Genomic DNA, 25,812 nt, shown 5'->3' with positions numbered 1-25,812 from the left:
TCAGAACATCAGAGACTCCGCGTATTTCTCCCCTTCGAGTAGATCATATTCGACTAGACGGTAGTCAGCCAGCAGCGCCTGCTGCTCCGGGGTCAGCTCCTTCAGAGTTCCGGTATCGCCCGGCCCGATTAGCACCTTCTTGCTAAGTCCCGGAATTTCAGCCCGTACCTGCTCCAGCAGCTTATAAAAGGCCGGCAGCGTCTGCCCGGATAACCGGAAGACCGCAGGGCCGAGAAAGGCCGGGCTAAGCGTCCCGAGCGGCTCCTTCCCGATCTCAAAGTTAGCGAGTACCAACAGCTTCGTCTCATGCTTCAGCCTTGGCTCCTGATCCCAGCCTGCTGCGGTATAGATCCCGGCGCTGAGCGCAGGCAGATGATCTCCCCAGAACACCGCGATAGTGGGCCGCTTGATCTTCAGCAGCTCCTGCTGGAGATAAGCCATGGCCTCGTCTGTCAGCTTGGTATCCTGCACATAAGTCTCCAGCTCATCCTTCTGTTCCGGCAGTCCGCCTTGGACGGTGATCGTGTTCGGTCCGTTCACGCCTTTGACGAATGGAAAATGATTCTGCATCGTCACCAGATGCAGGAATGCCGGGCCTGATGCCTCTTGAAGCTGCCGGACCGCCTCCTGTACAGCTGCTTTATCCGAGACATACCCCTCTGGAGTCAGGCGGTCAGCGTCCGGCAGATCCTTCTCACTTGTGAAGCGGTCGAACCCCAGCACCGGATAGACACGGTTCCGGTTATAGAAGGTCTCATCGAACGGATGCAACGCCAGTGCCTCATACCCTCTGTCCTTCAGAATGCTGACGATTGACGGCAGGGAGGACATTTTGACGATGCGCTGCTGATAAGGAATCGTTCCATCCCCCAGAAAATACATCGACAGCCCGGTCAGGGCCTCGAACTCCACATTAGCCGTATTGCCGCCGAATTCCGGGGACAGCAAATAACCGGACGGCGTCTGCCCCGCCACCCCATGGATGAACTTCAGCGGATCTTCGCTAAGCGTATATCCGGGCAGGCGCGTAGGATCGAAGAACGCCTCATTCATCATAAACAGAATGTTCGGCTGTTCCCCTGGCGCGGCCTGTACCGGCGCCTCCGGCAATGCCGAATACTTGGCAGCTACCGCTTCAACCGCTTCGCGGCTGTAGCCCTCCGGCTTGTCCATCAGGCTCTGCCGCAGATTCCCGGCGAACGCATAGACGAACCCGTTCTGCGTATAATTGACCTTCTGATTCCAGAAGATGTTCTGATAGCTCATTGCTGCAACCACAGGAGATTGACCGGTGACCAGCACAAGAAACCATGTGCTTAGCCCCACAGAGATCCCCGCCAGCGTCACGCGTAAGGACAGTCTGATCCGGTTCTTCGGCAGCTTAATAATCACAAGGACCAGACCGGCAACCAGCAGAACAGCGGTCCCTATAGCAAACGGAGAGATCATCCCGCTGGTAATCTTGCTCATTCCTTCGGCATTCTTCAGCAGCATCAGATCCCACGGAAACAGCGGTTCGCCTCTCGTAGCCAGCTTCTGATCACTTGCAATCCCCAGCAGCACGAACAGCGCCGAGACCACCGCCGGCCCCGCATACGCATTCGGTACAATCACTGAGCTTAAGAGCAGGATGAAGAATATAAACAGACTTCCGGTACAATACAGCCAAGGATAAGCCCCAACCCACTTTAGCGCATGAAGCACATCCAACCGAAAAGAAGCAGCCTGCAAAAACAAATTCAGCCCAAATCCTATAGCCAGTAAAATGATCAACAAATACAACAAACGCTTCGATGGCAATATCCGAGACAAGTTCATTCACTCCTAACTATTAAAGGAGTAGTATACGCCTTTAAGCTTAAAACCGCCTTAAAATTCATTTCCCAAATGAGTACAACGCTACAAAAAAGAGCAGCATCCATACATCAGACGCTGCTCTTCTCTTTTTTTTCTATTCTCATCCCAGCGGGATAGACTGAATTTGTAATATACACTCAGGGTGAAGTGGCGGAAGAGAAGTTTGAACTGGAGGAGCGATAGCGTTCGCCTTTAGGTTTGTATTTCTACTGCGAACAGCAGTTTAAATCAGGAAATACAAACCTAACAGCGGCCGGAAGTCAAACCTTCTTTGCAGCCACGGATAACCCCTGAGAGGGTTTTATCGCTTCAAGACCCCCTACTTACTTCACGTATATCCGGCTGCTCTCCTCCCAATATTCCCCAGGCTCCAGCCCGAACAAGCCGATGTCATCAGCAGGCAGATCCACCTTTGGCGCATTCACCAGGTTGATCTGCGGCTCAGGACAGAAGAAGCCTTCGGTTGCTCCGTTGTTCCAGATCATCCATTGCTTATACGAGGTACCCACATCATACACCAGCGTAACTCCGGCCTTGCGGTCGGTAAGCTCCATCCGGTTCCGCCCATTCTGGGCAGCTGCGGTGTAGTGGTTGTCCATAGACGCGTAGAATGGATACAATCCTTCGCCGCGCAGAGCTACCTCATCAGCAGTCAGCTCCTGGAATTTGCCGGTTGGCAGCATCCGCTCGTTAAGCTCCCAGCGTTCGCCGATCGTTAGCTTAACACGGTAATCCTGCGCGCTGCTGCCTGGGGCGAACGGAGCATTAATAGCGGTATGGAACGCCAGCAGGCAAGGCATCAGCACATCGCCGTCATTGTGGACCAGCAGCTGCTGGGACAGGCCGCCTTCACCGAGCGTGTAGCGCAGCTTGATCGTATATTTGAACGGCAGATACTGATAGGACGGATGGTTCTCATCCACCTTGATCGCTACAGTGACGAAGCTTTCGCTTGTGCCGGTGCCGAATTCCTCTACCTCCCATGCTGCTGTATGTAGGAAGCCATGCAGATGATTGCCGGTTTTGGCTTCATTGACAGGCAAATGATAGGTCTGTCCATTCCACGGGAACTCTCCATCCTCATAGCGGTTCGGCGGAAACAGTACAGGAATACCATGTATACCCGGGTTCGCCTTGAACGCTTCCATCTCTTCCGCGCCAGGCTCATGCAAGAAACGGTAACCGCTCTCAGTATCACGGAAGCAGATCAGATTCCCGCCGATGCCTGGCAGAATAGCCGCTTCATAACGGCCGGCCTTCAGCCAGACAGCGGCTTCTCCCTCATAGTGTCCTTCAAATGCTGTAATCGGTGTCATTACAATAATCCCCTTCCATATGATCAAAATGACTCTCTCATAGATAGAGTACCACATCTGCCGGAATGGCAACATGCCATTTTTACAGCTGCTCGACTTCGACACTCATGACATGCTCGATTTTTTTCACATCATAATAGATTTCCGTAGCATAATCCTTGTCTGGCGCAGAAACGACCATGTCGATCATCTGCCTGCCATCCTCAAGATCCTTGATCTTCATTCGCCGGATGGTCCGGCCGGTTTTGCGCGTTTTGCGCTGGTCGGTCATGACATGCCGCTGCTCAATCTTCTGAATCACATCCGTCAGGATATAGTTCGGTTCCATAATGATTTTGATGGAGATCTCGTGCTTGTTCAGCACTTCAGGTCCGATGGCTTTGATAAGCAGAGGCACAGCGTTAACCGCGAACATAAGCAATATAACCGCATAACCCGCCTCTACATAAAAGCCTGCGCCAACTGCAATTCCGATACCGGATGCCGTCCAGATCAGCGCGGCCGAGGTTAAGCCGGAGATCGCATCTCCGCCTCTGCGCAGAATAACACCCGCTCCCAAAAAACCGATACCGCTGACAATCTGCGCCGCCAGACGCATCGGGTCCATATTGGGATGATCCGTTCCGCCGAATTTGTCATACGCATGAATAGATACCAGGGTTACCAGACAGCTGGCGATGCTGATGACCATACTGGTCCGGATTCCCAGCGGTTTCTGTTTCAATTGGCGGTCAATGCCGATGAACAGCCCGAACAGCATGGCCACAAGCAGCTTGATGATTGATTCCATATGCAGCAGGTCCATATTCATAATTTATTTTCCTCCTTCCTCGCCCGTCATGGCACATAGAATCAGTATACCTGAAATGCGCTGCAACTTTTACTGAAATTTTCTGCTGCCCGGTCAAAACAAGAAACGGACCCCTATCCCCGCTAACCGGGAGCTTCAGGCAGTACTGCCTAAGGCTCCGGCAAGGAACATCGTCCGTTTCAGAGAAGACTTCACTTATCCCATCATATGAGCAATGAGTGACTTATAGAAGGATTAGCCGTGCAGGAGGGATTCCGCTCCGTCACAGTAGATTTCCGTACCCGTGATATGATCCGAATCCTCAGAAGCCAGGAACAGCGCCAGCTTAGCCACCTGATCCGGACGCCCCGGCCCCTTCTCCAGCGGCTGCCCGCCATCCGGGAATTCCACTTCAATCTGCACTTCCTTAAGATCATCCGAAGGATAGGTATTATCATCTATATTCGTGGTAATCGCTCCCGGACAGATAGCGTTTACACGTATCTTGTACTGGGCCAGCTCAAGAGCAGCCATTTTCATAAAAGCCACCTGACCAGCCTTGGTCGTACTATAGGCAGAGAACCCGACATTGGAGAATACCCGGTTACCGTTGATCGAGCTGTTGATCAGAATACTGCCGCCCTTCTCTTTGAGATGGGGAATCGCATACTTGACGGTGGCGAAGGTGCCCCGCAGATTAATCTGAATCGTCTGGTCCCAGGACTCGATGTCCATCGTCTCAATCGGTGTCATGGCCCCGTTGATCCCGGCATTGGCGAAGACTACATCCAGCTGCCCCCACTTCTCCACTACCTGTTTCACGGCATGCTCCACTTGCGGCGGATCAGCGATGTCGCATTCAAACACTGCGGCTTCTCCGCCCTCCTGCTTGATCTGAGCGGCCACCTTCTCCGCATTCTCTACCGTCCGGTCCAGAAGGGCCACCTTGGCCCCGCTTCTGGCGAACTCCAGCACAGATGCCCGGCCGATGCCCGAGCCGCCTCCTGTAACAATCGCTACCTTGCCTTCCAGTTTGTTCGCAGTCATATGTGCAGTCGCCTCCATTGGTGTTTGATGTTCAAGTCAAGTTCTTTCCCTTAACTTTACCTCTCATACCCGGATATGAATCGGACCAGCGCACCTGAAATGGCAAAAAGCTTGACCCGCTGCCGGATAAACCGGCGGCAGATCAAGCCATGAAGCTCAGGAATGATGATTCTGAATCAGCCCAGCATCATCCGGTCGTCAGCCAGCTTATGTCCGCTGATCGCTTCGAATTCGCCAAGCAGACGCTCTACCGTCAGATCCTTTTTGCGCGTCTCATCGAAATCGAGGATGATCGAGCCTTTATCCATCATGATGAGCCGGTTGCCCAGGCGGATCGCCTGATCCATGTTATGGGTAACCATCAGTGTAGTCAGCTTCATCTCACGGACAATAGATTCCGTTAGGGTAGTGATCAGCTCGGCACGCGAAGGGTCCAGCGCAGCCGTATGCTCATCCAGCAGCAGAATCTGAGGCTGGGTGAAGGTCGCCATCAGCAGGCTCAGCGCCTGCCGCTCGCCTCCTGAGAGCAGCCCCACCTTGGCCCGCAGCCGGTCCTCGAGGCCGATGCCCAGACGGCTGAGCTGTTCGCGGAACAGCGTACGTCTGTGCGCATTAACACCCAAGGACAGCCCGCGGGGCTTGCCCCGCTTGTAGGCCATAGCCAGGTTCTCCTCAATCGTCATATGCGGCGCAGTCCCGGCCATCGGGTCCTGGAAGACCCGGCCGATCCAGCGTGCTCGCTGGTATTCCGCCAGATGGCTGATCGAGCTGCCCTCAATACGCGCTTCCCCCAGATCGGGCTTCATCACGCCTGAGATAATATTCATCAGTGTAGATTTGCCGGCACCGTTACTGCCGATAATCGTTACGAAATCGCCCGCGTTCAGTTCAAGATCGATCCCCAGCAGCGCGACCTTCTCATCCGGCGAGCCGGGGTTGAACAGCTTACATACATTGTCAAGCTTCAACATTGGCGGCCCCTCCTCTCTGCTTACTGCGCTGAGCCAGCTCAGCAAGCTCTGCCGTCCGTCTGCGGGCCGTGCTCTTCTGCTTCACATACCGCTGAACCGACGGGAAGACGAGGGCAATAATGACGATAATTGCGGTGATTAGCTTGAGATCGGAAGGCTTGAGCCAAGACACCCGGAGTGCCAGAGCGACAACGATCCGGTACACGATGGAGCCGAGCAGCACAGCCAGTGTCGCCCGGAAGACGTTCTTCGCACCGAATATCGCTTCCCCGATAATCACCGACGCAAGCCCGATGACAATCATCCCGATCCCCATCGACGCATCGGCGAAGGAAGAATACTGGGCGATCAATGCGCCCGAGAGCGCCACCAGCCCGTTCGACAGGCTGATCCCCAGAATGGTTGTTGTATCTGTGTTCACTCCGAAGCTGCGGATCATCCGCGAGTTGTCGCCGGTGGCCCGCAGGGCCAGTCCCAGATCGGTGCGCAGGAACAGATCCATCAGGATTTTGACCAGTACAACGATAAAAGGCATGACCAGCAGCGGATTCATGGAGCTGAACAATGTGTCATCTCCCATCAAGGAGACATTCGGCTTCACCAGAATCCGCAGATTGATCGAATACAAGGCAATCATCATCAGAATTCCGGACAACAGCCCGTTGATTTTACCTTTGGTATGGAGCAGACCGGTACACATCCCTGCCGCCATTCCCCCGAGCATTGCGCACAAGGTCGCCAATAGCGGAGAATAACCGCTGCTGATCATCACTGCAGCAATCGCGCCGCCGGTTGTGAAGCTTCCGTCCACCGTCAGATCGGGAAAATCCAGAATACGGAAGGTAATATACACCCCAAGTGCCATGAATGCGTAGAGCAGGCCCATTTCCAGAGCCCCGATTAATGAATTATACATTGCTGACTTCCTCCCTCAAGCGGCAAAGGGCGCCCAGCTCGGACGCACCTTGTTTATGAACTCTGTAGGTTATTGAATAATATTATTGCCCGGATCAGCCACTTCAGCCTTCATAGCATCCGTTACTTCAATTCCCTGTGCTGCCGCCGCCTTGAGATTAAGGACCAAGTCCAGCTTCTCCTGCATCGTCACCTTCATATCACCGGGACTTTTTCCGTTCTTAAGCACTTCTACCGCCATTTGGCCGACCTGATAGCCATGATCATAGTACTTGAAGCCTACTGTAGCAAAAGCACCCTTCTCCACCGTATCACGGTCTGCCGAGAAGAACGGAAGCTTGTTGTCGTTGGCCGTCTGGATAATGGCGTCTACGCCGCTGACCACGGAGTTATCGAGTGTAATGTACAGCGCATCCACGCGCCCTACAAGCGATTCCGCAGCCTGCTTCACTTCCGAAGTGTTGGTAATCGCCGCCTTCACCAGCTCGATCCCGTGCTTGTCCAGCTCACCCTTTGCGATATCAGCCATAACTACAGCATTGGGCTCCCCTTCATTAATAACCAGACCAAGCTTCTTCACCTTGGGGAACTGCGTCGCAATGAAGTTCATCAGGCGGGTAATCGACTCCGGATTGGTATCCGATACGCCGGACACATTGCCTCCGGGATGCTCAAGATCACTTACAATCTTGGCATCGAGAGGGTCGGTTACCGCAGCGAACAGAATCGGAGTGTCCTTCACATTCTGTACGACAGCCTGAGCCGAAGGTGTAGCAATCCCCAGCACCAGATCGTTCTTGTCGCCGGCAATCTTCTGGGCAATGGACAGGTTGTTGGCCTGATCCGCCTGGGCGTTCTGAAGATCTACCTTCAGGTTCTCCCCTTCGACAATCCCGCCATCCTTCAGCGCAGCCAGGAATCCCTCACGGGTAGCGTCCAGTGACGGATGCTCCACATATTGCGAGATGGCAATCTTGTAGGACTTGGCATCGCCGGAGCCTGCACCCGAGGCAGGAGCTTCCGTCGCTGCAGCCGGGGCATTCCCGGTGCCCGCGTCATTCTTCACTGCTGCATTATTGTTCCCGCAACCGGCAGCTACGAGCATCAAGGCCATACTTAGCCCCATCCAAATCTTCTTCGTCTTCATCAGATTACCCCTCTTCTCGTACGGGTTCAGCGCGAGAACCTGGGCTAGCGGTCCAGCATTATCGCTTTCATCTTTAAAAGCATTAAAGCAAAGAACCGCACCCTGTCCCCATCCGCTCCCCGAATCTATTAAACATATATTATATGTAGGTTGATTTCCCGTCAATCATTTAAGTGAGGTCCATATTTTACAAAATACGCACAATGAGTGTCTCCTCGCTTCAACAATCTGCGGTTTCTCTTGACATTGTTTGCTAAGGCCTGCAGCACATAAAATAAGCGGTCCTGCACAAACTTACCTTAAAGTTTGAAGATGGAGCGTGCCCCATGCCAATAATCAATCTGCGTACCAGCAAAATTTTATTATCCTCCGCCATCCTAGCTACCGCCATTGCCGGAACAACCGCCTGCAGCTACACCAGCAAGGACAGCACTCCCAAGGTTAACTCGCTGACGCCAACCGGAACGTTCGCAGGCAGCTATTATGAGAAGAATTCTTTTACCGACAAGGAAGGCAAGTATTGGATTCCGCTCAAACCGGCTGTCGCCTCTATCGGCTTCCGGATGAAGGATGACACGGCAAGCGGCGGATACACCAAGCTCGGCTATAGTGATGTCATGTATATGCTGCGGCCGGATTCCAGCCAGGTGTTCTCATTGGGCCAGAAAATCACCCTTCCCGATGTCCCCGTCCGCCGCGAAGGTCAAATCTATATCACCCCCACCGCCTTGTCCAAGCTGCTGCAGACTGAGGTCGGCTGGAATCCCGTTACTGGCGAGATCAATATCGCGACTCCTTCCGACAGGGAGAATACAGAGGACTCCGCCAAGGTGGAGGCTGCGAAGCCGCTGCGGATTCAGAGTGTATCGAATGTGGACACGGGCGAGCTGGTTTCTTATGCCAAAAAATTTCTCGGTGTACCTTATGATTTCGGTGCCGGACCGTATGAAGAGACCAAGCGCTTCGACTGCTCGTCCTTTACACGCCATGTCTTTCAGAAATTCGGGGTGGATCTGCCCCGGCTGGCCAAAGATCAGGACAATATCGGCAGACGGGTATCGCGCAGCTCGCTGGAGCCCGGCGATCTGATCTTCTTCACCGTACCCGGACGTTTCGAGAGCGACGCGGTTCCCGGTCATGTCGGTATCTACATCGGCGGCGGGAATTTCATTCACACCTGGGGCGACCCCGGCGTGCAGATCAGTGAGCTGGACAGCGGATACTGGAGCAACGTAATTCTGCACATGCAGCGCGTGCTCTAGAACAGGACACAATAAATGCAAGGCAGCTTGCCCGGGCTTGCTCACTTAGCGACCGGCCCGCTTCCTTGCATTTTTTTTGCTGCAAATAAATGCTATTCCAAAGGTTACTCCCGGCTCTTCATGGAGGCATTCTCCGTTCTTCAACAATCACCCGCTATCCCTCTGCATCCCTGCCCGCACGAACCCTTTGAACCGGCTGCCCTGGTATGACAGCTCCCCCCGGTCCCCCTCTACAATCATGGAATATGCCCTCGGCTTCACTTCAAGCTCTCTGCGGCTGCCATTATGGAATTCAAAGGTCACATAATAACTAGTATGCGTCCCCATATGCCCTCTTCCGCCCCAAACCTCTGTCCGTTTGGCAACAGCCGTAACTACCCTTGATTGCAGAGGGCTGGTCTGGTTCGTCATCCAGGTCTTGAGCCCTCTCCAAATCGTGTAAGTAACAAAGCCCGCGATCAGCAGCAGAATGAGCTTTAACAAGAATGGCCCCTCCGTGAAAAATCCGCTCTGGCTGCTGGCCGCTGCCGGATACAAACCGTTAAATACGCCTGCATTATGCAAATTAACCGCTCCTTCCGAACATTTTTTCACAAAAAGTTCAATTTACTAGAGAATACGCAGCGTAGCAGCTCCGGTTTCGTTATTCCGCAGTCGCAGGCCTTGAAATAATAGCGTATTATATTTGGTCCTGCTAAGATCCTATGATATGCTTTAACTACGATGTACAAAAAAGGGGGTGTTCTCATGAGGAGAGATTGGACGCGTCTGACGCTGCTGGATCTGCTGAAGGCTGTGTTCCTTCCGGTGCTGCTGCTGATTTTTCTGATCATGGCCCTCCAGATGCTGCATGAACAAGAGCCTGAGATGCATTCTGTAAGACCGGACCGCTATGAGCATAAGCTGGCCCAGCCAGTGCGCGTGCATCATACGCAGATTTATGACACCCAGGCCGTCCGGCTTGCTCCCCGTGAGAACCCGCTGACGCTGGAGTCCGTACCTCCCGGGCTGCTGCTCTGTGTATCTCTGCTCCCCTTCATTTACATTCTGCTGAAGCGGCTGCTGCTGATTCCGCTGAAATATAATTCACATTTCGTAGGAGTACGGCTGTACGCTGAATGAAGCTGCAAGCGCCGTAATCCGCAACACAAATTCCGGTTTCCTGCTGAAAGGAGGAAATCTTATGAAGGTCAGATATAGAAACGCTGCACCCTTACGTTATTCCAAGACCTTGCGTCTGCTGTCCACTGTAGGCGGAGGATTACTTGCAGCCGTGGGTCTGGAGCTATTCCTGATGCCGCATAAGCTGCTTCCGGGCGGCATTGCCGGATTATCCGCCCTGCTGTCCCATGTGACAGAAATGCGGCTTGGATTATTCCTTTTCCTGTTTAACCTTCCGTTTATTCTGATGTCGCGCAGGCAGATTAATCTCCGCTTTACCTTGTATACGATGCTCGGCCTGATCTGTCTGACGGCAGGGTCTCTGGCACTGCACCATTTCCCGGCGGCAATCAGTGAGCCGCTGCCCGCGGCTATTGCCGGGGGACTATGTCTCGGGTTCGGCCTGGGCATCTCTGTACGCTTCGGTGGGCTGACCGCAGGAAGCGAGAAGCAGAGCGTACGGCTGCTGAACGGAGGGCCGCCCAAATCGGCTGAGATGCCGATCATGCTGTTCAACATGCTCATCCTGCTCTACGGCGGATCATTATTCGGCTGGGATCAGGCGATGTACAGTATCATTGCGTATCTGCTTGCCTTTGAAGCGCTGCGGTTCTCCTTAAGGGACCTCTCGCTCACACAGGCGGTGTTCATTACCAGCAGCAAATGCGAGGAGATCCGCCGCAAGCTCCAGCAGACACTGGACCGCGAGGTGAAGCTCGTAAGATCCACAGGACCGGAGGGCGAGCCTGGTACGGTCTTCTGCCTGGCAAGCAGGCTGGAGGAAGAACAGCTCGCCTCTATCGTGCATGACTGTGATCAGGACAGCAAGATTGTGATCAATGCCGCGCGGAACAACCGCATCTCAGCGCTTTTCCTCAATAAGCCGCCGGGCTAAGCCGAATAGCCTTCAAGGGTGGCGAAGAACAAGTAAAAAGCGTTCCCGTATGTTACTTACGGGAACGCTTTTTGGATTACAAGCCTATCGGAGATTCCAGAAGCCCGCTATTTGTCAGCGGAACATCCCCCATAAGCGGATTAAGTGAAACGTATTGTTCGGATCAATCTTTTGGGCAATGACGAATTTCACAATTTGCTCTTCCTGTGCGTTCGTCAGCTTCTCATGCATCACCGACGAGGCATTACGCACCAGCTTGCGCACGACTGCTGTATCCTGCAGCTCCTGTTTGGAGATGCCGGTAATCATATTCTTGACGCGTTCCTTGACCGCCGGATTCTTCATTTTCAGCTTGATGCGATCCACCAGCTGCGGACTGATTCCATATTGCTGATAACCCAAGTACAGCACCTCCTGTCATATCCAATCATTCACAGTATATGAAGGCAGGTGCCCGGATGTGCCTGTTCAGTCAATTAAATCCCCCTGGAAAATTTGTTCCTGCTGCAAATACCCGCGCAGCGGCGCAACATCCGCAGAGGTCCAGAATGAAGCCTCCCGCAGCAGCTCAGCGGCATCATCGCGCGCCAGCTCCAGCGTCTCGAAGTCAGCGGTCATATCCGCCAGCCGGAATTCCGGCAGGCCGCTCTGCTTCGTCCCGAAGAAATCCCCCGGTCCCCGCAGTTCCAGATCCCGTCGTGATACCTCGAATCCGTCATCAGTATCTGTCATCGCGGTCATCCGTTCACGCCCGATCTCCGACTTCGGATCAGCCATCAGCACACAGTAGGAAGCATGCTCCCCTCTGCCCACCCGGCCGCGCAGCTGATGCAGCTGAGACAGCCCGAAGCGGTCAGCGTCCATGATGATCATCAGCGTAGCATTCGGGACATCGACACCGACCTCTACGACCGTTGTAGACACCAGAAGCTGCAGTTCGTTACTGTAGAAGTTCCGCATTACTTCATCCTTCTCAGACGGCGTCATTCTCCCGTGAAGCAAGCCCACCTTATAATCCGGAAAAGCCTGCGACATCTGCACATGCAGATCAATCGCATTCTGCACATCCAGCTTCTCCGACTCCTCAATCAGCGGACAGATCAGGTAAGCTTGCCGCCCCTGCCCGATCTCGCGGCTGATCAGGTTCATCACCCGCTCCATCAGATCCGGCTTCACCCAGTAGGTGGTAATCGGCACACGCCCCTTCGGCCGTTCGGACAGCGTAGACACATCCATATCGCCAAAGACGGTGATCGCCAGCGTCCTCGGAATCGGAGTAGCGGTCATCGTCAGCACATCCGGGTTGTACCCCTTGCGCCGCAGAACACTGCGCTGGTTCACCCCGAAGCGGTGCTGCTCATCCGTAACCACAAGCCCCAGGCTGCGGAAGAAGACATCCTCCTGAATCAGCGCATGGGTTCCGACAACCACATCCAGCATACCCATCTGTAGAGAGGCCAGCAGGTCCTTCCGTTTGCGGCCGGATACGCTCCCGGTCAGCAAGCCCACGGTGATGCCAAACGGTTCAAACATTCTCGTGAGCGAGCGCATATGCTGCTCTGCCAGGATTTCAGTCGGGACCATCAGTGCACCCTGAAATCCGGATCTTACAGTCGCGTAGAGCGCTATGGCCGCGAGTACAGTTTTGCCGGAGCCCACATCGCCTTGAAGCAGCCGGTTCATGCAATACCCTGAACGCATATCTTGCAGAATCTCCAGCTCTACATGCTTCTGGGCATCGGTCAGCTCAAACGGCAGGCTGCGCACGAATTGCCTTACTGTTGCATTGTCCACCGTATGAACTACACCATCCATCCGGCCACGGTTCAGCACGCGGAAGGCTTGTACCTTGAGCTGGAACAGAAACAGCTCCTCATACACCATCCGGCGCCTTCCCTGCTGGCCCTCGCGCGTATCCTCCGGCTGATGGATCGTGGCAATGGCCCGCTTGCGTGACATGAAGTCATATTTGCGCATAATGCTGTGCGGCAGAATCTCCGGGATCAGGTCCCCGTACTGCTGTAGAGCCTGGCCGATAATTCTGCGAATCCAGGACTGTGTAATTTTGCCCCCGACGGAGTATACCGGTTGCAGCGTCCCTGTCTTGCCTTCCCCGCGGTCCGGGAATTCATAGTTGGTCACCGTAATCTGATTGCGCTTCTGGTCCCACTTCCCCGTCAGCACCACTTCACGGCCGACCGTCAGTTGTTCACGCGCATAATGCTGGTTGAACCACGTAGCAGTGAACATCCACGGCTCTGCCACCATCTTGCAGCTCATGCGGGACTTGCCTCCGAAGCGCTGGAGTACCGGAATACCGATGACCTTGGCTACCACGGTTGCCTTATCGCCGTGCTTGACCTCACTGAGAGATTTCGGACGGAAATCCTCATACCGGAAAGGGTAATACTCCAGCAAGTCCTTCACTGTAAAGACGCCAAAGGCGTGAAGCTCACTTTGCTTTTGAGCGCTCACGCCAGTTATTTGTTTCACTTGAATTGAATCCAAAGTAAGCACCATGTTCATCCCCTATACTTAGGCGGGCCAGATGAATACGGCTAAGGTTCCGTTCCCGACATGGCTGCCCACGACAGGGCCGACATTGGTCAGAACCTTCTCTTTCAAGGTGAAATGTCCGGCTAATTCCCGCAGGAACTCTTCGCCGGAAGCCGGTTCAGCTGTATGACCCACGGCCACATGTATTGTATTCACACCCGGCAGATCTGCCTTGAACAGCTCGATCATGCGGGCGACTGCCTTCTTGCGTCCCCTGACCTTCTCTACCGCATAGATAATGCCTTCCGCATCAATGGACAGGATCGGCTTGATATTGAGCAGCGTACCCAGGATGGCCGATGCCTTGCCGATTCTGCCGCCCTTTTGCAGATATTCCAGGGTATCCACGAGAAAATACAGCTTGCGGGATTGGCGCAGACTCTCCACCTTCGCCAGAATCTCCGCAGGAGCATGCCCCTGCTCCGCAAGCCGGGCGGCTTCCACGACCATGAACCCGAAGCCGTAGGAGGCGGAGAGGCTATCTACCACGGTGATAGCTTCTCCCTCCTCTTCCAGCATGGATTTGGCCATGACAGCAGACTGGTAGGTGCCGCTTAAGCCGGAGGAGATGTGGAAGGACAGGATTGAGCTGCCCGGATGCTGCTCCTGTATACGGCGGTACACATTCATATATTCTACAGGAGACGGCTGCGAAGTGGTCGGCAATTGCGGCGAGCGGGGAAGACGCTCGTAGAACTGTTCCGGAGTCATATCCACATTATCCCGGAATGCCTCTTCGCCGAACATCAGCGTCAGCGGAACGACTTCAATGCCGTACTGCTCCGCCAGAGCAGGCGGGATATCGGAGGTGCTGTCGGTAACGATTACGGTACGATTCATAATGTTCCTCCCCATGCTATGATTTGGCTGCGCCACTCATTTAAGAGATTCTACGGCTCAACTGAGAAAAGATAATAGTACAGCGGCTGGCCGCCTTCATGAATCTCTACCTCAACCTGCGGGTACGTCTCTTCCAGCCAGCTGCCGAGGGCATCCGTAATATCCGCCTCAGTGTCTGCACCGGTCAGCACAGTAACGATCTCGTCACCATTCACCAGCATGCTTGACAGCAGCTGCTTGCTGACCGTAAGCAAATCATCGGCAGCTGCAACAATCTTGGAGCTCTCGATGCCGATATACTGACCGGATTTGATCTCCAGATTCTCCATCACGGTATCCCGTACAGCATTGGTAATCTGTCCGGATTTGACCTGGGCAATCGCCTCCAGCATATTGCTGGTGTTGGTATCAACCGCATCCTCTTCCTGGAAGGCAAAGGCAGCCGAGATCCCCTGGGGGATACTCTTGCTTGGAATCACTGTAATCTCACGTTCGCCCTCCAGCAGCTCCTTGGCCTGCTGCGCAGCCAGGACGATATTGGAGTTATTCGGCAGAATGTAGATATGCTTGGCCGAAATGGAAGAGATCGCATTCACGAAATCCTCTGTGCTGGGATTCATCGTCTGGCCGCCGGCCAGGATCGCATCGACACCCAGACTGCGGAAGATATCCGAGATTCCGTCTCCTGAGGAGACCGCAATGAAGCCGTACGGCGCCAGATCATCCGCAGGAGGAACCGCCGGCGCCGGCACGCTGGCCTTCTCTTCCGGGATATCGGCGAAGACATCAGGCATCGGTGCGATGTCCATGCCGGCAGTCAACAGATCGCGGTGCTGCTCACGCATGTTAAGGATGTGAATCTGGGTAATCTCCCCGTGGACGAGCGCCAGGTTAAGCACCTCTCCGGGAGTCTTGGAATGCACATGCACCTTGATTGTCTCATCATCCGAGATGACGATGATTGAATCCCCGTTAACTGATAACGCTTTCCGAAAAGCTTCCTCATCAAAATCCGCTTTCACGGATGCGCCAAGCTGACGGTTAATGAAAAATTCCATATCATATAAAAATTCAATGTCTTCCGTATGGAGCTGTGATTGCGCGGAAGATTGTACGGAGGACAACGCATGCTCAGGTTTGGATAGCACAGGCGCCGGCACAGCTACAGGGGCCGCAGCTTGTCCTTGCACAGGAGTCTGTACAGGTGCTGAGACTGCTCCGCTGGTCAGATGCTGGTGGAAGCCTTCATAGATGTAGACCAGACCCTGGCCACCCGAATCCACCACGCCCACTTGCTTCAGCACAGGCAGCAGCTCAGGTGTATGCGCCAAGGCTTCCTTGGCTTTGGCCAGAACTTCGGTCATCAGCTCGATAATATCCGTTGTGCGGCGTGCATAATACACTGCATGTCTTGCAGCTTCCTTGGCAACCGTAAGAATGGTGCCTTCAACCGGCTTCACCACTGCCTTATAGGCGGTATCTACCCCGGTCTGCAGTGCTGCAGCGAACTGCTGTGTGTTAAGCTCATCATATTGGGCCGCATAACGTCCAAGACCTCTGAACAGCTGTGACAAAATAACGCCGGAGTTCCCCCGCGCGCCCATCAATAGTCCCTTCGACAGCACTCCCGCACATTGACCGACAGAGGCTGTGTTGTTTCTCTTCAATTCGTTCGCGCCTGCGGTCATAGTCAGATTCATGTTCGTGCCCGTATCGCCATCCGGCACCGGAAACACATTCAATGAATTGACATGCTCGGCATGCTGCTGCAGCATTTCCGCACCGGCTAGTACCATTGCGGTAAAATCTGTCCCGTTTATAGAACGCTTACTCAATGAGAATTCCCCTTCCTAACTTCATGCCTAATCAATTCGATGATCAACTGGACATAATGCACTAATTTATATTGTACTATAAGAGTCTGCAGAAATAAATGTTTTTGAATCGGTTGACGAAGCAATTTTTGCTGTGATATGATATTCAAGTATTGTTTTACGCAGGTGTAAGTAACAAGGAGGTGTAATCTATGTCCCGCACATGTACAGTAACAGGCAAGAAACCGGGCAGCGGTAACCACGTGTCTCACGCTAACAACCGCAACCGTCGCTCTTGGGGAGTTAACGTTCAGAAGGTTCGTATCTTGGTGAACGGCAAACCGAAACGCGTGTACGTCAGCACCCGTGCTTTGAAATCCGGTAAAGTTGAACGCGTCTAGTTTCCGATCATTACCGGGCCTGGCGATATCTCATACCAAGTAGAAACGGACATGCCGTTCTTACACAGACGGTATCCGTTTCAGCGAGAATAGAAGAGATATTATATTTGTAGCAAAAAGCACCCTTTACATTCGTAAGGTGCTTTTTTTCATATTTACTTGTCTTCTTTAACCTAACTCTTCTGAAACGTGTTCAAAATCGCTTTAACAAAACCTCCCAAAAATCTTGGCAGCTTGAACGTATAAAATTTCATAATTAACCCTCCCATCAATTCATGCCGTGCAGTAGGAGACTATCCTGTCTAGATGAAAAATATACCATCGATTGCAGACCTCCGCAAAAAAGGCTACATGAGATTTCTGCTCATGTAACCATATTTATGCGACCACAACTTGGCCTATACCTTCCGTATGCGAATGCAGCAGATTGAGGGTCAATTCGTTCAATAGTAAATAGGCGTAATCACCTATTGCCGGACAGCGCTGTCCGCCGCCTCTCGAATGGCCTTGATCGCTCCTGCGCGGTCGCTGCGGCCGAACACTGCATTACCTGCCACAAGCACATCCGCCCCTGCTTCAGCTACAAGCGGTGCCGTAGCTTCGGCTACTCCCCCGTCTACCTCGATAAGCAGACCCTTGTGATGGATCTCTTCAGCCCACTCCCGGAGCTGCGTAATCTTATGCAGTGTGCGCGGAATGAAGGCCTGCCCGCCGAAGCCCGGATTGACGGTCATCACAAGCACCATATCCACATCCTCCAGGACCTCACGCACCGCAGCAGCCGGCGTAGCCGGATTAATGGCCACCCCTGCCATCAGGCCGAGCTCCTTGATCTGATGGATTACACGATGCAGATGCACGCAGGCTTCGGCGTGTACCGTAATCACAGAAGCGCCCGCTGCCGCAAAATCAGCGATATAGCGTTCCGGGTTCTCAATCATTAAATGTACATCCAGAGGTAAAGAAGTATGGGATCTCACCGCGGACACAATCGCGGGACCCAGCGTAATATTCGGCACAAAATGTCCGTCCATCACATCTACATGAATCCAGTCCGCACCGCTGGCTTCCGCTTCGGCCACCTCTGCGCCCAGCGCTGCGAAATCTGCTGACAATATGGAAGGAGCAATTTTTACCATAAGTTTAGTACCTCCGCTTTTTATCTTTCATTTCATTAAAGAACAGCTTGTAATGCTCGTAACGGCTATCTGCAATATCCCCGGACTTCCAGGCTTCTATTACCTTGCAGCCCGGTTCATGCAGATGGCTGCAGCCGCGGAATTTGCAGTTCTCCGCATAAGAGGCGAACTCCCGGAAGCACACGGACAGCTCATCCACTCCCAGCTCCAGGAAATCCAGCTGGCTGAAGCCCGGAGTGTCGGCCACAAATCCTCCATTACCTATATCCATCAGCTCTACATGGCGTGTGGTGTGCCGTCCGCGCCCGAGACGGAGGCTGATCTCTCCTGTCTCCAGCGCCAGGCCCGGTACAAGGCGGTTGAGCAGTGTGGACTTCCCTACGCCCGACTGTCCCGAGAAGACGCTGATGATACCGGCCAGACGCTGACGCAGCTCATCCGCACCTGATCCGTTCAGCGAGCTTGTGACCATGACCTCGTAACCAATCTGCTCATATAGAGCTTTGACAGCTTCCGTAGCCTGCCCTTCATCATCGGCCAGATCCTGCTTCGTGAGCACAATCAGCGTCTCCAGGCCGGAATGCTCGATATGAACCAAGAACTTGTCCAGTAGATTAAGATTCATATCCGGCTCCCGCACGGAAAACAGCAGCACCGCGAGCTTGACGTTAGCCACCTGCGGGCGGATCAGCTCCGATTCACGGGGAAGCAGCTCATCTACCATACCCTCCCCGTTCTCGGTCAGCACATAGATTACCCGGTCACCGACCAAGGGCGCAATTCCTTTCTTCTTCAGAATGCCGCGCCCCCGGCACTGTACCGCCTCTTCCTCAGTTACAATCTGTTCATCCTTGAGCGGCTTAACATAGTAATATCCGCTTAACGCTTTGATTATGATTCCTTCAGGCATACATGCTGAGCCTGCCTCTCCTGATATTTACGCAAATGACCCAAGTGTGTAGAACCCCGGGTCATTTCGCTGCTTCAGCCCTGCCCGTATTCCCGGCAGCCCGGCTGAAGCTTATCTCTGTTCTATTATTTATGGCCTTTATCTTTGCCAGGCTTGTTGTCAGAGCCCTTACCGTTAGCTTTTCCCTTACTGTTGCCCTTGCTGAGGGCGGAAGCCAGCTCATTGTTATTCTGTCCGTTACCCGGAACATAACCCGTCTGGTCCGTCTCGCCCGTCACCTCTCCTTCTCCAGTGTCCGGCGGAATAATCGCCGGCTCTGCTGTCGGCTCGGGAGCCGGAGTCTCAGTAGGCTGAACAGGCTCGGTAGGAGCAACTGTCGGTGCAGGCGTCTGTGTCTCCACCGGAGGCGGTTCAGGCTGCTGCACCGTGTTATTCTTGACATCGACATAAGTGATCGGATAAGTCTCCAGGAACTCCCCGTCCCGGTATACAGATACCATGCCGTCTTTATTAGGGGCAAGCAGCATGTTCACGGATAGGGTCTGGCTTTTGCCAATCGTGCGCGTGCCCCACTCCTGGTTCTCGCCTCCGTTGCGCGCATCGGCAAACACAATACGGATCTTGCTCTTCTTGCCTTCCGCAGCCGGTGCTACCGGCACATTGAACGTAAATTCCAGAGCTTCCGGAGGGTATCCTGTGCTGATATAGATCGTGATCTTCTCACCTGGAGGAACCAGATCCCCCGGCTCATAGGCCCATTGCTTCGTTACCTTGCCCTTCTCGTGGATGAAGCTTGGCTCTTCCTTGACCGCGTCCAGCACTAGACCTACACTCTGCAGCGCAGCCTTGGCTTCCTTCTCCGTCTTCCCGATGAGATCCGGCATTTGGGTGCTTTCTTTACCTTTGCTCACGATTAGCTTGATAGTTACCGTATCAGGATCATATTCAGTGTCTGCGGCAGGCTCAGAGCTAATGACCTTACCCTTGGCAAATTCCTCACTGAAGCGTTCATCAGGAGTGATTCTGCTCTGGGCTATGCCAAGCGCGATTAACTCCTTGACGGCATCGTCATAACTCAGGTTAGAGACATCCTTAAGCTTAGGAAGAACCTTGGCGGCACTTACCGTCAGAATAATATGAGTTCCTTCTTTGACCATCGTATTGGTCTTGTTCTGCTTCCAGACAATATTCTCTTCGAAATTAGGATTATACTCAACCAGCGCGGGCTCCTCAGCAAACAGCCCCACAGCCTCAAGCTCAGCCTTGGCCTCCTGGAAGGTCTTCCCCGTCACCGCAGGCACCGAGACTTCATCGACTGACAGCTTGGAGTTGACATACCATACAATTCCGGTCATGGCGATTAACACGACCAGCGTAAGGCTGATCCACAGCACTGCACGGCTCTTGCGCTTCACAGCAGCAGGCGGCGGAGCTTCCTCCATACTGCGGATTCGCTCCTCTCCGCCGCCACGGCTGCTAAGCCCGCGCTGCAGCGGCTTGATCGCCGGAATGATGCGTGTTCTGTCCTCATCATCATCGTCCTGGAACAGCATCTTGGCTTCGCTGCGCCGTTCAGGCAGCAGACAGGTCTCCAGATCCTGCAGCATTTGCTTGGCCGACTGGTAGCGCTCCTCCGGGTTCTTGCGCATCGACTTCAGGATTACATTCTCCACGCTTTGCGGAATCAGCGGATTCAGCAGTCGCGGCTCCTCGAATTCCTCCTGCAGATGCTTCAGTGCCACGCTGATCGGACTCTCCCCTAAGAAAGGCAATACACCCGTAAGCATCTGATACAGTACGATGCCCAGGGAGTAGAGGTCCGACTTCTCGCCTGTAGTTACGCCCTTGGCATGCTCCGGCGAGAAATAATGCACGGAACCGACCACAGACCCCGTCTGGGTAATCGTAGTGGACGTAACCGCCCGGGCGATCCCGAAGTCGGTAACCTTAACCCGCCCGTTACGTCCAATCAGAATATTATGAGGCTTAATATCGCGGTGAATAATCTGGTTCATATGCGCATGATCCAGCGCATCACAAATCTGCGAGGCAATCCGCACGGATTCATCCACCTGCATCGGTGCCCGCTCTTTGATAATCTCATTCAGGTTCTTGCCTTCAATATATTCCATAACGATATAATGGACTTCATCTTCCTGGCCGACATCGTATATGCTGACTACGTTGGGATGAGATAATGATGCAGCTGATTGCGCCTCCCGCCGGAACCGGCGGATGAATTCCTCATCATGCACAAATTGATTGCGCAGTACTTTGATAGCAACATTCCGGTTAAGCAGAATATCATGGGCTCTATAGACAAGCGCCATGCCTCCTCCGCCGATCCGTTCGATGACTTGGTAACGGCCGCCCAATTCGTGACCGATCATCTTTCCCACTCCTTTGTCTCGGGCACTGCGGCCTCTCCTTGGTGTTCCAGCATAGCAACGCTTATATTATCGCTGCCGCCCGCAAGCAATGCCAGTTGAAGTAATCGCTCTGCTCTTTCTTCCAGAGATATTTCATTAATTCCGGCTACCTTGCCCAGATGCTCCAGACTGACATAATTGCTGAGTCCATCACTGCACAGCAGCAGGAGCTCACCAATTGCAAGCGTAACATATGCCAGATCCGCGGATACCACTGTATCAGTCCCCAGCGCCCTGGTAAGCACATTGCGGCGCGGATGATTATCCAGCTCCTCCAGACTGATCTGGCCGTTCCTGAACAGCTCATTCACCAGCGTATGGTCCTCGGTTAGCTGCCTGGCTTCACCGTCCCGGATCAGATAAGCCCTGCTGTCTCCGATATGGCCGATATAGCCTGCCGACCCTTTCAGCAGTGCAGCAACAATGGTGGTCCCCATATTATGGAGCTTCTCATCGCTCTGAGCTTCTCTGTGAACTGTGTTATTGGCTTCCATGATGGCGGTAGTCAGCGCTTCCTTCAGCTCTGCCTCCGGGAGATCAGGCTCCAGCTGGTCCAGAATACCCCTGACCGTCTCAAGTGCAAGCCTGCTCGCGGTATCGCCAGCCAGATGCCCCCCCATCCCGTCGGCAATAATGCCGAGGGTATAACCGTGGCGCGTAGCGCCGATCCAGACTGAATCCTCATTGACGGTACGTACCCGGCCAATGTCGCTGGCTTGAACTGTTCTGATCAAATATCCTCACCCCAACTCCATATGTTTGGCGCGCAGCTGTCCGCATGCGGCCGCAATATCATGGCCTTGCTCACGGCGGATGGTAACATTCACGCCATGATCGGCCAGTATACGCTGAAATTCAAAGATATCATTGCGGGAAGTCCGGACATACTTGCGCTCAGGCACATGATTGACCGGAATCAGATTCACATGGCAGAGCATGGTCTTGAGCACACCCGCCAGCTCCTCTGCATGCTCCTTCTGATCATTCACGCCGCCGATCAAGGCATACTCGAAGCTGATCCGGCGGCCTGTCTTAGCCTGATAGTAGCGCAGGGACTCGATTACATCGTCGAACGGATAACGGCGGTTCACCGGCATCAGCTTGGAACGGAGCGTATCGTTAGGAGCGTGAATCGAGATTGCCAGATTAATCTGTGTATCTTCATCGGCGAATTTGTAGATGTTCGGCACAATTCCGCTGGTGGATACGGTGATATGGCGCTGGCCAATATTCAGGCCCTTCTCATGGATCATCAGACGCAGGAATCTCATGGTTGCATCATAGTTCTCGAAGGGTTCGCCTGTACCCATAATGACAATGCTGCTTACACGTTCGCCGCGCGCATCAAGGATCTGCTGGGAACGGACAACCTGGGCAACGATCTCCCCTGCAGTCAGGTCCCGCTTGAGACCGCCAAGGGTAGATGCACAGAAGGTACAGCCGATCCGGCAGCCTACCTGGGTGGTCACACACACGCTGTTGCCGTAATTATGCTTCATAATAACTGTCTCAATCGCATGATCATCATGCAGACCGAACAGGAATTTCACGGTGCCGTCCTTGGACTCCAGCTTCGTAATCTCGGTGAGTGCCGAAATACTGAACTGATCAACCAGCTTGGCTCTGAGTGCCTTGGAGAGGTTGCTCATGGATTCGAAATCATTGACCCGCTTCACATACAGCCAGTCAAAGATCTGCCCGCCGCGAAAAGCCGGCTCTCCATTGTCCTTGGCCCATTGCTGCAACTCTTCTAAAGAAAAATCATATATTAAAGGTTTCATTGTATTTTTGCACCTGTGCTTTCATAAATTATATGCGTATTGTTTCTCATTCTTCCTATTTTAACACAAAACTCAGAACCGGTAAAAGAAAAGCCCGCCGCGCGAAGGAATCTGCGGGCGGGAAGCTGTAGTCCTGAAGCACAATCACTATATTACAAGAGTCGCTCCAGCCGGGCAATATAGAAGCCGTCGCTGCCATAATGATGCGGGAGCAGCTGTATGCCGCCACCGGCAGCAAGCGCGGTTCCTTCCAGCCGCTCCCAGACGGCTGACTTGAAGCTGACCTGCGCGAAGCCGGGATTGCGCTCCAGGAAAGCAGCGACAACCCGGCTGTTCTCCGCCTGCTCGGTAGTACACGTGCTGTAGACCAGCACGCCTCCCGGCTTCAGCAGCCCGGAGACCGATTGCAGCAGCTCAAGCTGCAACGCAGCTACGCTGGCAATATCCTCCGGCTGCTTGCGCCATTTCAAGTCAGGCTTGCGGCGGATGACCCCAAGCCCCGAGCAAGGAGCGTCCAGCAGAATCCGGTCATAGGATTCCGGTTGGAGGGCTGCACCCAGTTCCAGGGCATCCCCGCTTGCGGTGGTAATGCATTCCAGGCCGAGGCGTGCTGCCTGCTCGGCAATCAGCCCCGCTTTATGCTCATGCAGGTCATTAGCCAATATGGAGCCTTCGTCCTTCATCAGCTCGCCCATGTGGGCACTTTTGCCGCCGGGGGCTGCGCAGCAGTCCAGCACCTTCATTCCGGCTTCTGGAGCGACAACCTCGGCTACCAGCATCGAGCTCTCATCCTGCACGGACAGATAACCGTCCCGGTACCAGGAGGTCAAGGCCAGATTGCCGCCGCCTCTGATAACCAGCCCGGCAGGACTCACCTTCGATTCTGCGGCATCCAGACCGGCTTCAAGCAGTTCTGCCAGCATGGCCTCCCGGCTAATCATTGTTGTATTGACACGAACACTGACTGCGGGCGGCTCATTATTCGCCGCACACATGGCTTCTGCCGTATCCGGGCCGTATTCCGCCGACCAGCGCTGCACCATCCACAGGGGATGGGAGTGCAGGATGGAGATCCGCTCTTCCCGGCTCAGCCCCTCAGGCAAGACCGGCAGATCTCCGGCCCGCAGCACACTGCGCAGCACGCCATTGACCATACCCGAGATACCCTGATGGCCGCGTCTCTTGGAGATATTCACAGCCTCGTTAACGGCTGCATGCGAAGGCACACGGTCCAGATACATGATCTGGTACAGACTTAACCGCAGCAGGCTCCGTACCCAGGGCTGCAGCTTGGCCATCCCTTTGCTGACGAAGCTGCTGAGGACATAATCGAGGGTAATCATCCGTGAGAGGGTTCCGTACACCAGCTCTGTAGCAAGTCCCGTATCCTCCCGGCTGAGGTCCGCTTTCTGGAGGCTGCTTCCCAGCAGCAGGTTGCTGTAAGCACCCTGTTGCTCTACGCGCACCAGAATATCAAGAGCAACCTCACGCGCAGAAGCTGGCGCAGCAGCCTTGCCGCCCGGCCGATTCCGGCCCGCTCCGCCGGTTCTGCCGGAGGCAGGCTTTGTACCGGAGGCCGCAGGCTGATTGCCGGAAGTATGCAGACGTTGTCCGCCGCCTCCCTTACCGCCCGCGCTCAACCGAGCACCGTGCCGGGTGCGAGGGTTGCACCACGGCTGAAGTCGGCTGCGCTCATGGCTTTTTTGCCGGCAGGCTGGACACTTGTAAGCCGAAGCGTCCCGTCACCGGTCTTCACCTCAACGCCGCGTTCACTCACGGACAGCACGGTGCCCGGAGCCGCGCTACCGCCCGGCTGTTCCTCCGCCTGCGGCTTTACCGCTGCCCATGCCTTGAAGGTCTCGCCGTTCCACAGGGTGAACGCACCCGAGAACGGCACCAGGCCGCGAATCTGGTTGTATAGCTCAAGCGAGCTCCGGCTCCAGTCGATCCGTTCATCTTCCCGGTTTAGATTCGGCGCATAGGTTGCTTCACTGTCATCCTGCACGGCAGCTTCTACACGGCCGGCTGCCAGTCGCGGCATCTCTGCCTTGAGGAGCTCCCGTCCGGCCACGCTTAGCTTCTCGAACAGCGTGCCTGAAGTATCGTCATCCTCTATCGCTACCTCCACCCGCGAGATCATATCTCCGGTGTCCAATCCTTCCGCCATATACATCAGTGTCACACCGGTCACCTTCTCGCCGTTCATGATACAGCGCTGTATCGGAGCACCGCCCCGGTACTTGGGCAGCAGCGAGCCATGAACATTCACGCATCCGTTCGCCGGCAGCTCCAGAACGCTCTTCGGAAGAATCTGTCCATAAGCGGCGGTAACAATCAGATCCGGCTCATAGGCAGCCAGCTCAGCCACCGATTCAGGGCGGCGCAGCCGTTCGGGCTGAAGAACAGGCAGTCCCAGCTCCTGGGCAGCCGCCTTCACCGGGGAAGGGGCAAGCGTCTTCTTGCGGCCTTGCGGCCGGTCCGGCTGAGTCACCACAGCCACTACCTCATAGCCCTCTTCCAGCAGCATCCGCAGGGAGGGGACTGCAAAGGCCGGTGTTCCCATGAACACTATTCTCATTTC

The 25,812-nt window shown here is 54.3% G+C and carries 24 protein-coding genes; 4 read left to right on the top strand and 20 right to left on the bottom strand.

The genetic code is table 11. From position 1 onward, the window contains the following. From NST69_RS12230 to NST69_RS12200, 7 genes are all read right to left on the bottom strand, one after another. On the bottom strand, nt 1-1,812 hold the full coding sequence (locus tag NST69_RS12230) for an LTA synthase family protein (protein WP_342549428.1): 1,812 nt from the start codon (nt 1,810-1,812) through the stop codon (nt 1-3). 368 nt (nt 1,813-2,180) lie between these two features. Then, nucleotides 2,181-3,173 carry an aldose 1-epimerase gene (locus NST69_RS12225; protein WP_339257444.1) on the bottom strand — a complete coding sequence of 331 codons (993 nt, stop codon included), beginning with the start codon at nt 3,171-3,173 and terminating at the stop codon, nt 2,181-2,183. An 82-nt stretch (nt 3,174-3,255) separates the two neighbouring features. Continuing rightward, on the bottom strand, nt 3,256-3,978 hold the full coding sequence (locus NST69_RS12220) for an MgtC/SapB family protein (RefSeq protein WP_340980845.1): 723 nt from the start codon (nt 3,976-3,978) through the stop codon (nt 3,256-3,258). A 240-nt stretch (nt 3,979-4,218) separates the two neighbouring features. After that, entirely contained in the window at nt 4,219-5,010 is a 792-nt protein-coding gene (locus NST69_RS12215; protein ID WP_036729362.1) for an SDR family NAD(P)-dependent oxidoreductase, read from the bottom strand. 176 nt (nt 5,011-5,186) lie between these two features. Further along, nucleotides 5,187-5,981, bottom strand: coding sequence for an ABC transporter ATP-binding protein (locus NST69_RS12210; protein ID WP_076074433.1), 795 nt, complete (start codon nt 5,979-5,981; stop codon nt 5,187-5,189). After that, nucleotides 5,968-6,897 (bottom strand): ABC transporter permease, encoded by a 930-nt coding sequence (locus NST69_RS12205; protein WP_036729369.1) that lies wholly within the window; start codon nt 6,895-6,897, stop codon nt 5,968-5,970. The genes NST69_RS12210 and NST69_RS12205 overlap by 14 nt, the downstream gene beginning before the upstream one ends. A 69-nt stretch (nt 6,898-6,966) precedes the next feature. Further along, nucleotides 6,967-8,043: an ABC transporter substrate-binding protein gene (locus NST69_RS12200; RefSeq protein ID WP_342549427.1), complete on the bottom strand. Its 1,077-nt coding sequence runs from the start codon at nt 8,041-8,043 to the stop codon at nt 6,967-6,969. A gap of 326 nt (nt 8,044-8,369) precedes the next feature. On the opposite strand from NST69_RS12200, the gene NST69_RS12195 reads away from it, so the two are divergent. Then, entirely contained in the window at nt 8,370-9,305 is a 936-nt protein-coding gene (locus tag NST69_RS12195) for an NlpC/P60 family protein (RefSeq protein ID WP_340826929.1), read from the top strand. Between the two features lie 147 nt (nt 9,306-9,452). Here the strand turns inward: NST69_RS12195 and NST69_RS12190 are convergent, their stop codons facing one another. Then, nucleotides 9,453-9,869, bottom strand: a complete 417-nt coding sequence (locus tag NST69_RS12190; RefSeq protein WP_340953451.1) for a DUF2500 domain-containing protein — start codon at nt 9,867-9,869, stop codon at nt 9,453-9,455. A gap of 183 nt (nt 9,870-10,052) precedes the next feature. Here NST69_RS12190 and NST69_RS12185 point away from each other — a divergent pair, with 183 nt between their 5' ends. Continuing rightward, complete coding sequence (locus tag NST69_RS12185; RefSeq protein ID WP_342549426.1) at nt 10,053-10,427, top strand: hypothetical protein; 375 nt, start codon at nt 10,053-10,055, stop codon at nt 10,425-10,427. A 61-nt stretch (nt 10,428-10,488) separates the two neighbouring features. Then, nucleotides 10,489-11,361, top strand: a complete 873-nt coding sequence (locus NST69_RS12180) for a YitT family protein (protein WP_342549425.1) — start codon at nt 10,489-10,491, stop codon at nt 11,359-11,361. Between the two features lie 114 nt (nt 11,362-11,475). On the opposite strand, the gene NST69_RS12175 is transcribed toward NST69_RS12180, so the two are convergent. From NST69_RS12175 to NST69_RS12160, 4 genes are all read right to left on the bottom strand, one after another. Next, on the bottom strand, nt 11,476-11,763 hold the full coding sequence (locus tag NST69_RS12175; protein ID WP_036729378.1) for a stage VI sporulation protein F: 288 nt from the start codon (nt 11,761-11,763) through the stop codon (nt 11,476-11,478). Nucleotides 11,764-11,829: 66 nt separating this feature from the next. Then, a complete protein-coding gene (recG, locus tag NST69_RS12170) occupies nt 11,830-13,881 on the bottom strand; it encodes an ATP-dependent DNA helicase RecG (RefSeq protein WP_339313937.1) in 2,052 nt (683 codons plus the stop codon). Nucleotides 13,882-13,896: 15 nt separating this feature from the next. Further along, complete coding sequence (locus NST69_RS12165; RefSeq protein WP_036729383.1) at nt 13,897-14,757, bottom strand: DegV family protein; 861 nt, start codon at nt 14,755-14,757, stop codon at nt 13,897-13,899. 50 nt (nt 14,758-14,807) lie between these two features. Then, a complete protein-coding gene (locus NST69_RS12160) occupies nt 14,808-16,592 on the bottom strand; it encodes a DAK2 domain-containing protein (protein WP_342549424.1) in 1,785 nt (594 codons plus the stop codon). 191 nt (nt 16,593-16,783) lie between these two features. Between NST69_RS12160 and rpmB the strand changes: the two genes are divergently transcribed. Further along, the gene (gene rpmB, locus NST69_RS12155; RefSeq protein ID WP_076074411.1) at nt 16,784-16,972 is read left to right on the top strand and encodes a 50S ribosomal protein L28; all 189 of its coding nucleotides are present in this window, start codon (nt 16,784-16,786) and stop codon (nt 16,970-16,972) included. 173 nt (nt 16,973-17,145) lie between these two features. Here the strand turns inward: rpmB and spoVM are convergent, their stop codons facing one another. The 8 genes from spoVM to fmt all read right to left on the bottom strand — a co-directional run bounded on the left by spoVM (nt 17,146) and on the right by fmt (nt 25,809). Further along, nucleotides 17,146-17,226, bottom strand: a complete 81-nt coding sequence (spoVM, locus tag NST69_RS12150; protein WP_020431362.1) for a stage V sporulation protein SpoVM — start codon at nt 17,224-17,226, stop codon at nt 17,146-17,148. A 213-nt stretch (nt 17,227-17,439) separates the two neighbouring features. Continuing rightward, the gene (gene rpe / locus NST69_RS12145; RefSeq protein WP_036729389.1) at nt 17,440-18,111 is read right to left on the bottom strand and encodes a ribulose-phosphate 3-epimerase; all 672 of its coding nucleotides are present in this window, start codon (nt 18,109-18,111) and stop codon (nt 17,440-17,442) included. A gap of 4 nt (nt 18,112-18,115) precedes the next feature. After that, on the bottom strand, nt 18,116-19,021 hold the full coding sequence (gene rsgA, locus NST69_RS12140) for a ribosome small subunit-dependent GTPase A (protein WP_036729391.1): 906 nt from the start codon (nt 19,019-19,021) through the stop codon (nt 18,116-18,118). Between the two features lie 125 nt (nt 19,022-19,146). Then, nucleotides 19,147-21,411, bottom strand: coding sequence for a Stk1 family PASTA domain-containing Ser/Thr kinase (gene pknB / locus NST69_RS12135; RefSeq protein ID WP_342549423.1), 2,265 nt, complete (start codon nt 21,409-21,411; stop codon nt 19,147-19,149). Continuing rightward, entirely contained in the window at nt 21,408-22,184 is a 777-nt protein-coding gene (locus tag NST69_RS12130; protein ID WP_036729396.1) for a Stp1/IreP family PP2C-type Ser/Thr phosphatase, read from the bottom strand. The genes pknB and NST69_RS12130 overlap by 4 nt, the downstream gene beginning before the upstream one ends. A 6-nt stretch (nt 22,185-22,190) precedes the next feature. Continuing rightward, nucleotides 22,191-23,231 carry a 23S rRNA (adenine(2503)-C(2))-methyltransferase RlmN gene (rlmN, locus tag NST69_RS12125; RefSeq protein WP_036729399.1) on the bottom strand — a complete coding sequence of 347 codons (1,041 nt, stop codon included), beginning with the start codon at nt 23,229-23,231 and terminating at the stop codon, nt 22,191-22,193. Nucleotides 23,232-23,383: 152 nt separating this feature from the next. Beyond that, a complete protein-coding gene (gene rsmB, locus NST69_RS12120) occupies nt 23,384-24,871 on the bottom strand; it encodes a 16S rRNA (cytosine(967)-C(5))-methyltransferase RsmB (protein ID WP_342549422.1) in 1,488 nt (495 codons plus the stop codon). After that, nucleotides 24,868-25,809: a methionyl-tRNA formyltransferase gene (gene fmt, locus NST69_RS12115; protein WP_342549421.1), complete on the bottom strand. Its 942-nt coding sequence runs from the start codon at nt 25,807-25,809 to the stop codon at nt 24,868-24,870. Before fmt ends, rsmB begins: the two co-directional genes overlap by 4 nt. Nucleotides 25,810-25,812: the final 3 nt, after the last annotated feature.

The organism is Paenibacillus sp. FSL P2-0089, from assembly GCF_038595095.1.
Classification (GTDB): Bacteria; Bacillota; Bacilli; order Paenibacillales; family Paenibacillaceae; genus Paenibacillus_AQ; species Paenibacillus_AQ silagei.
The sequence above is the reverse complement of the archived record's forward strand: the minus strand, read 5'-3'. Positions and strand labels throughout refer to the sequence as shown.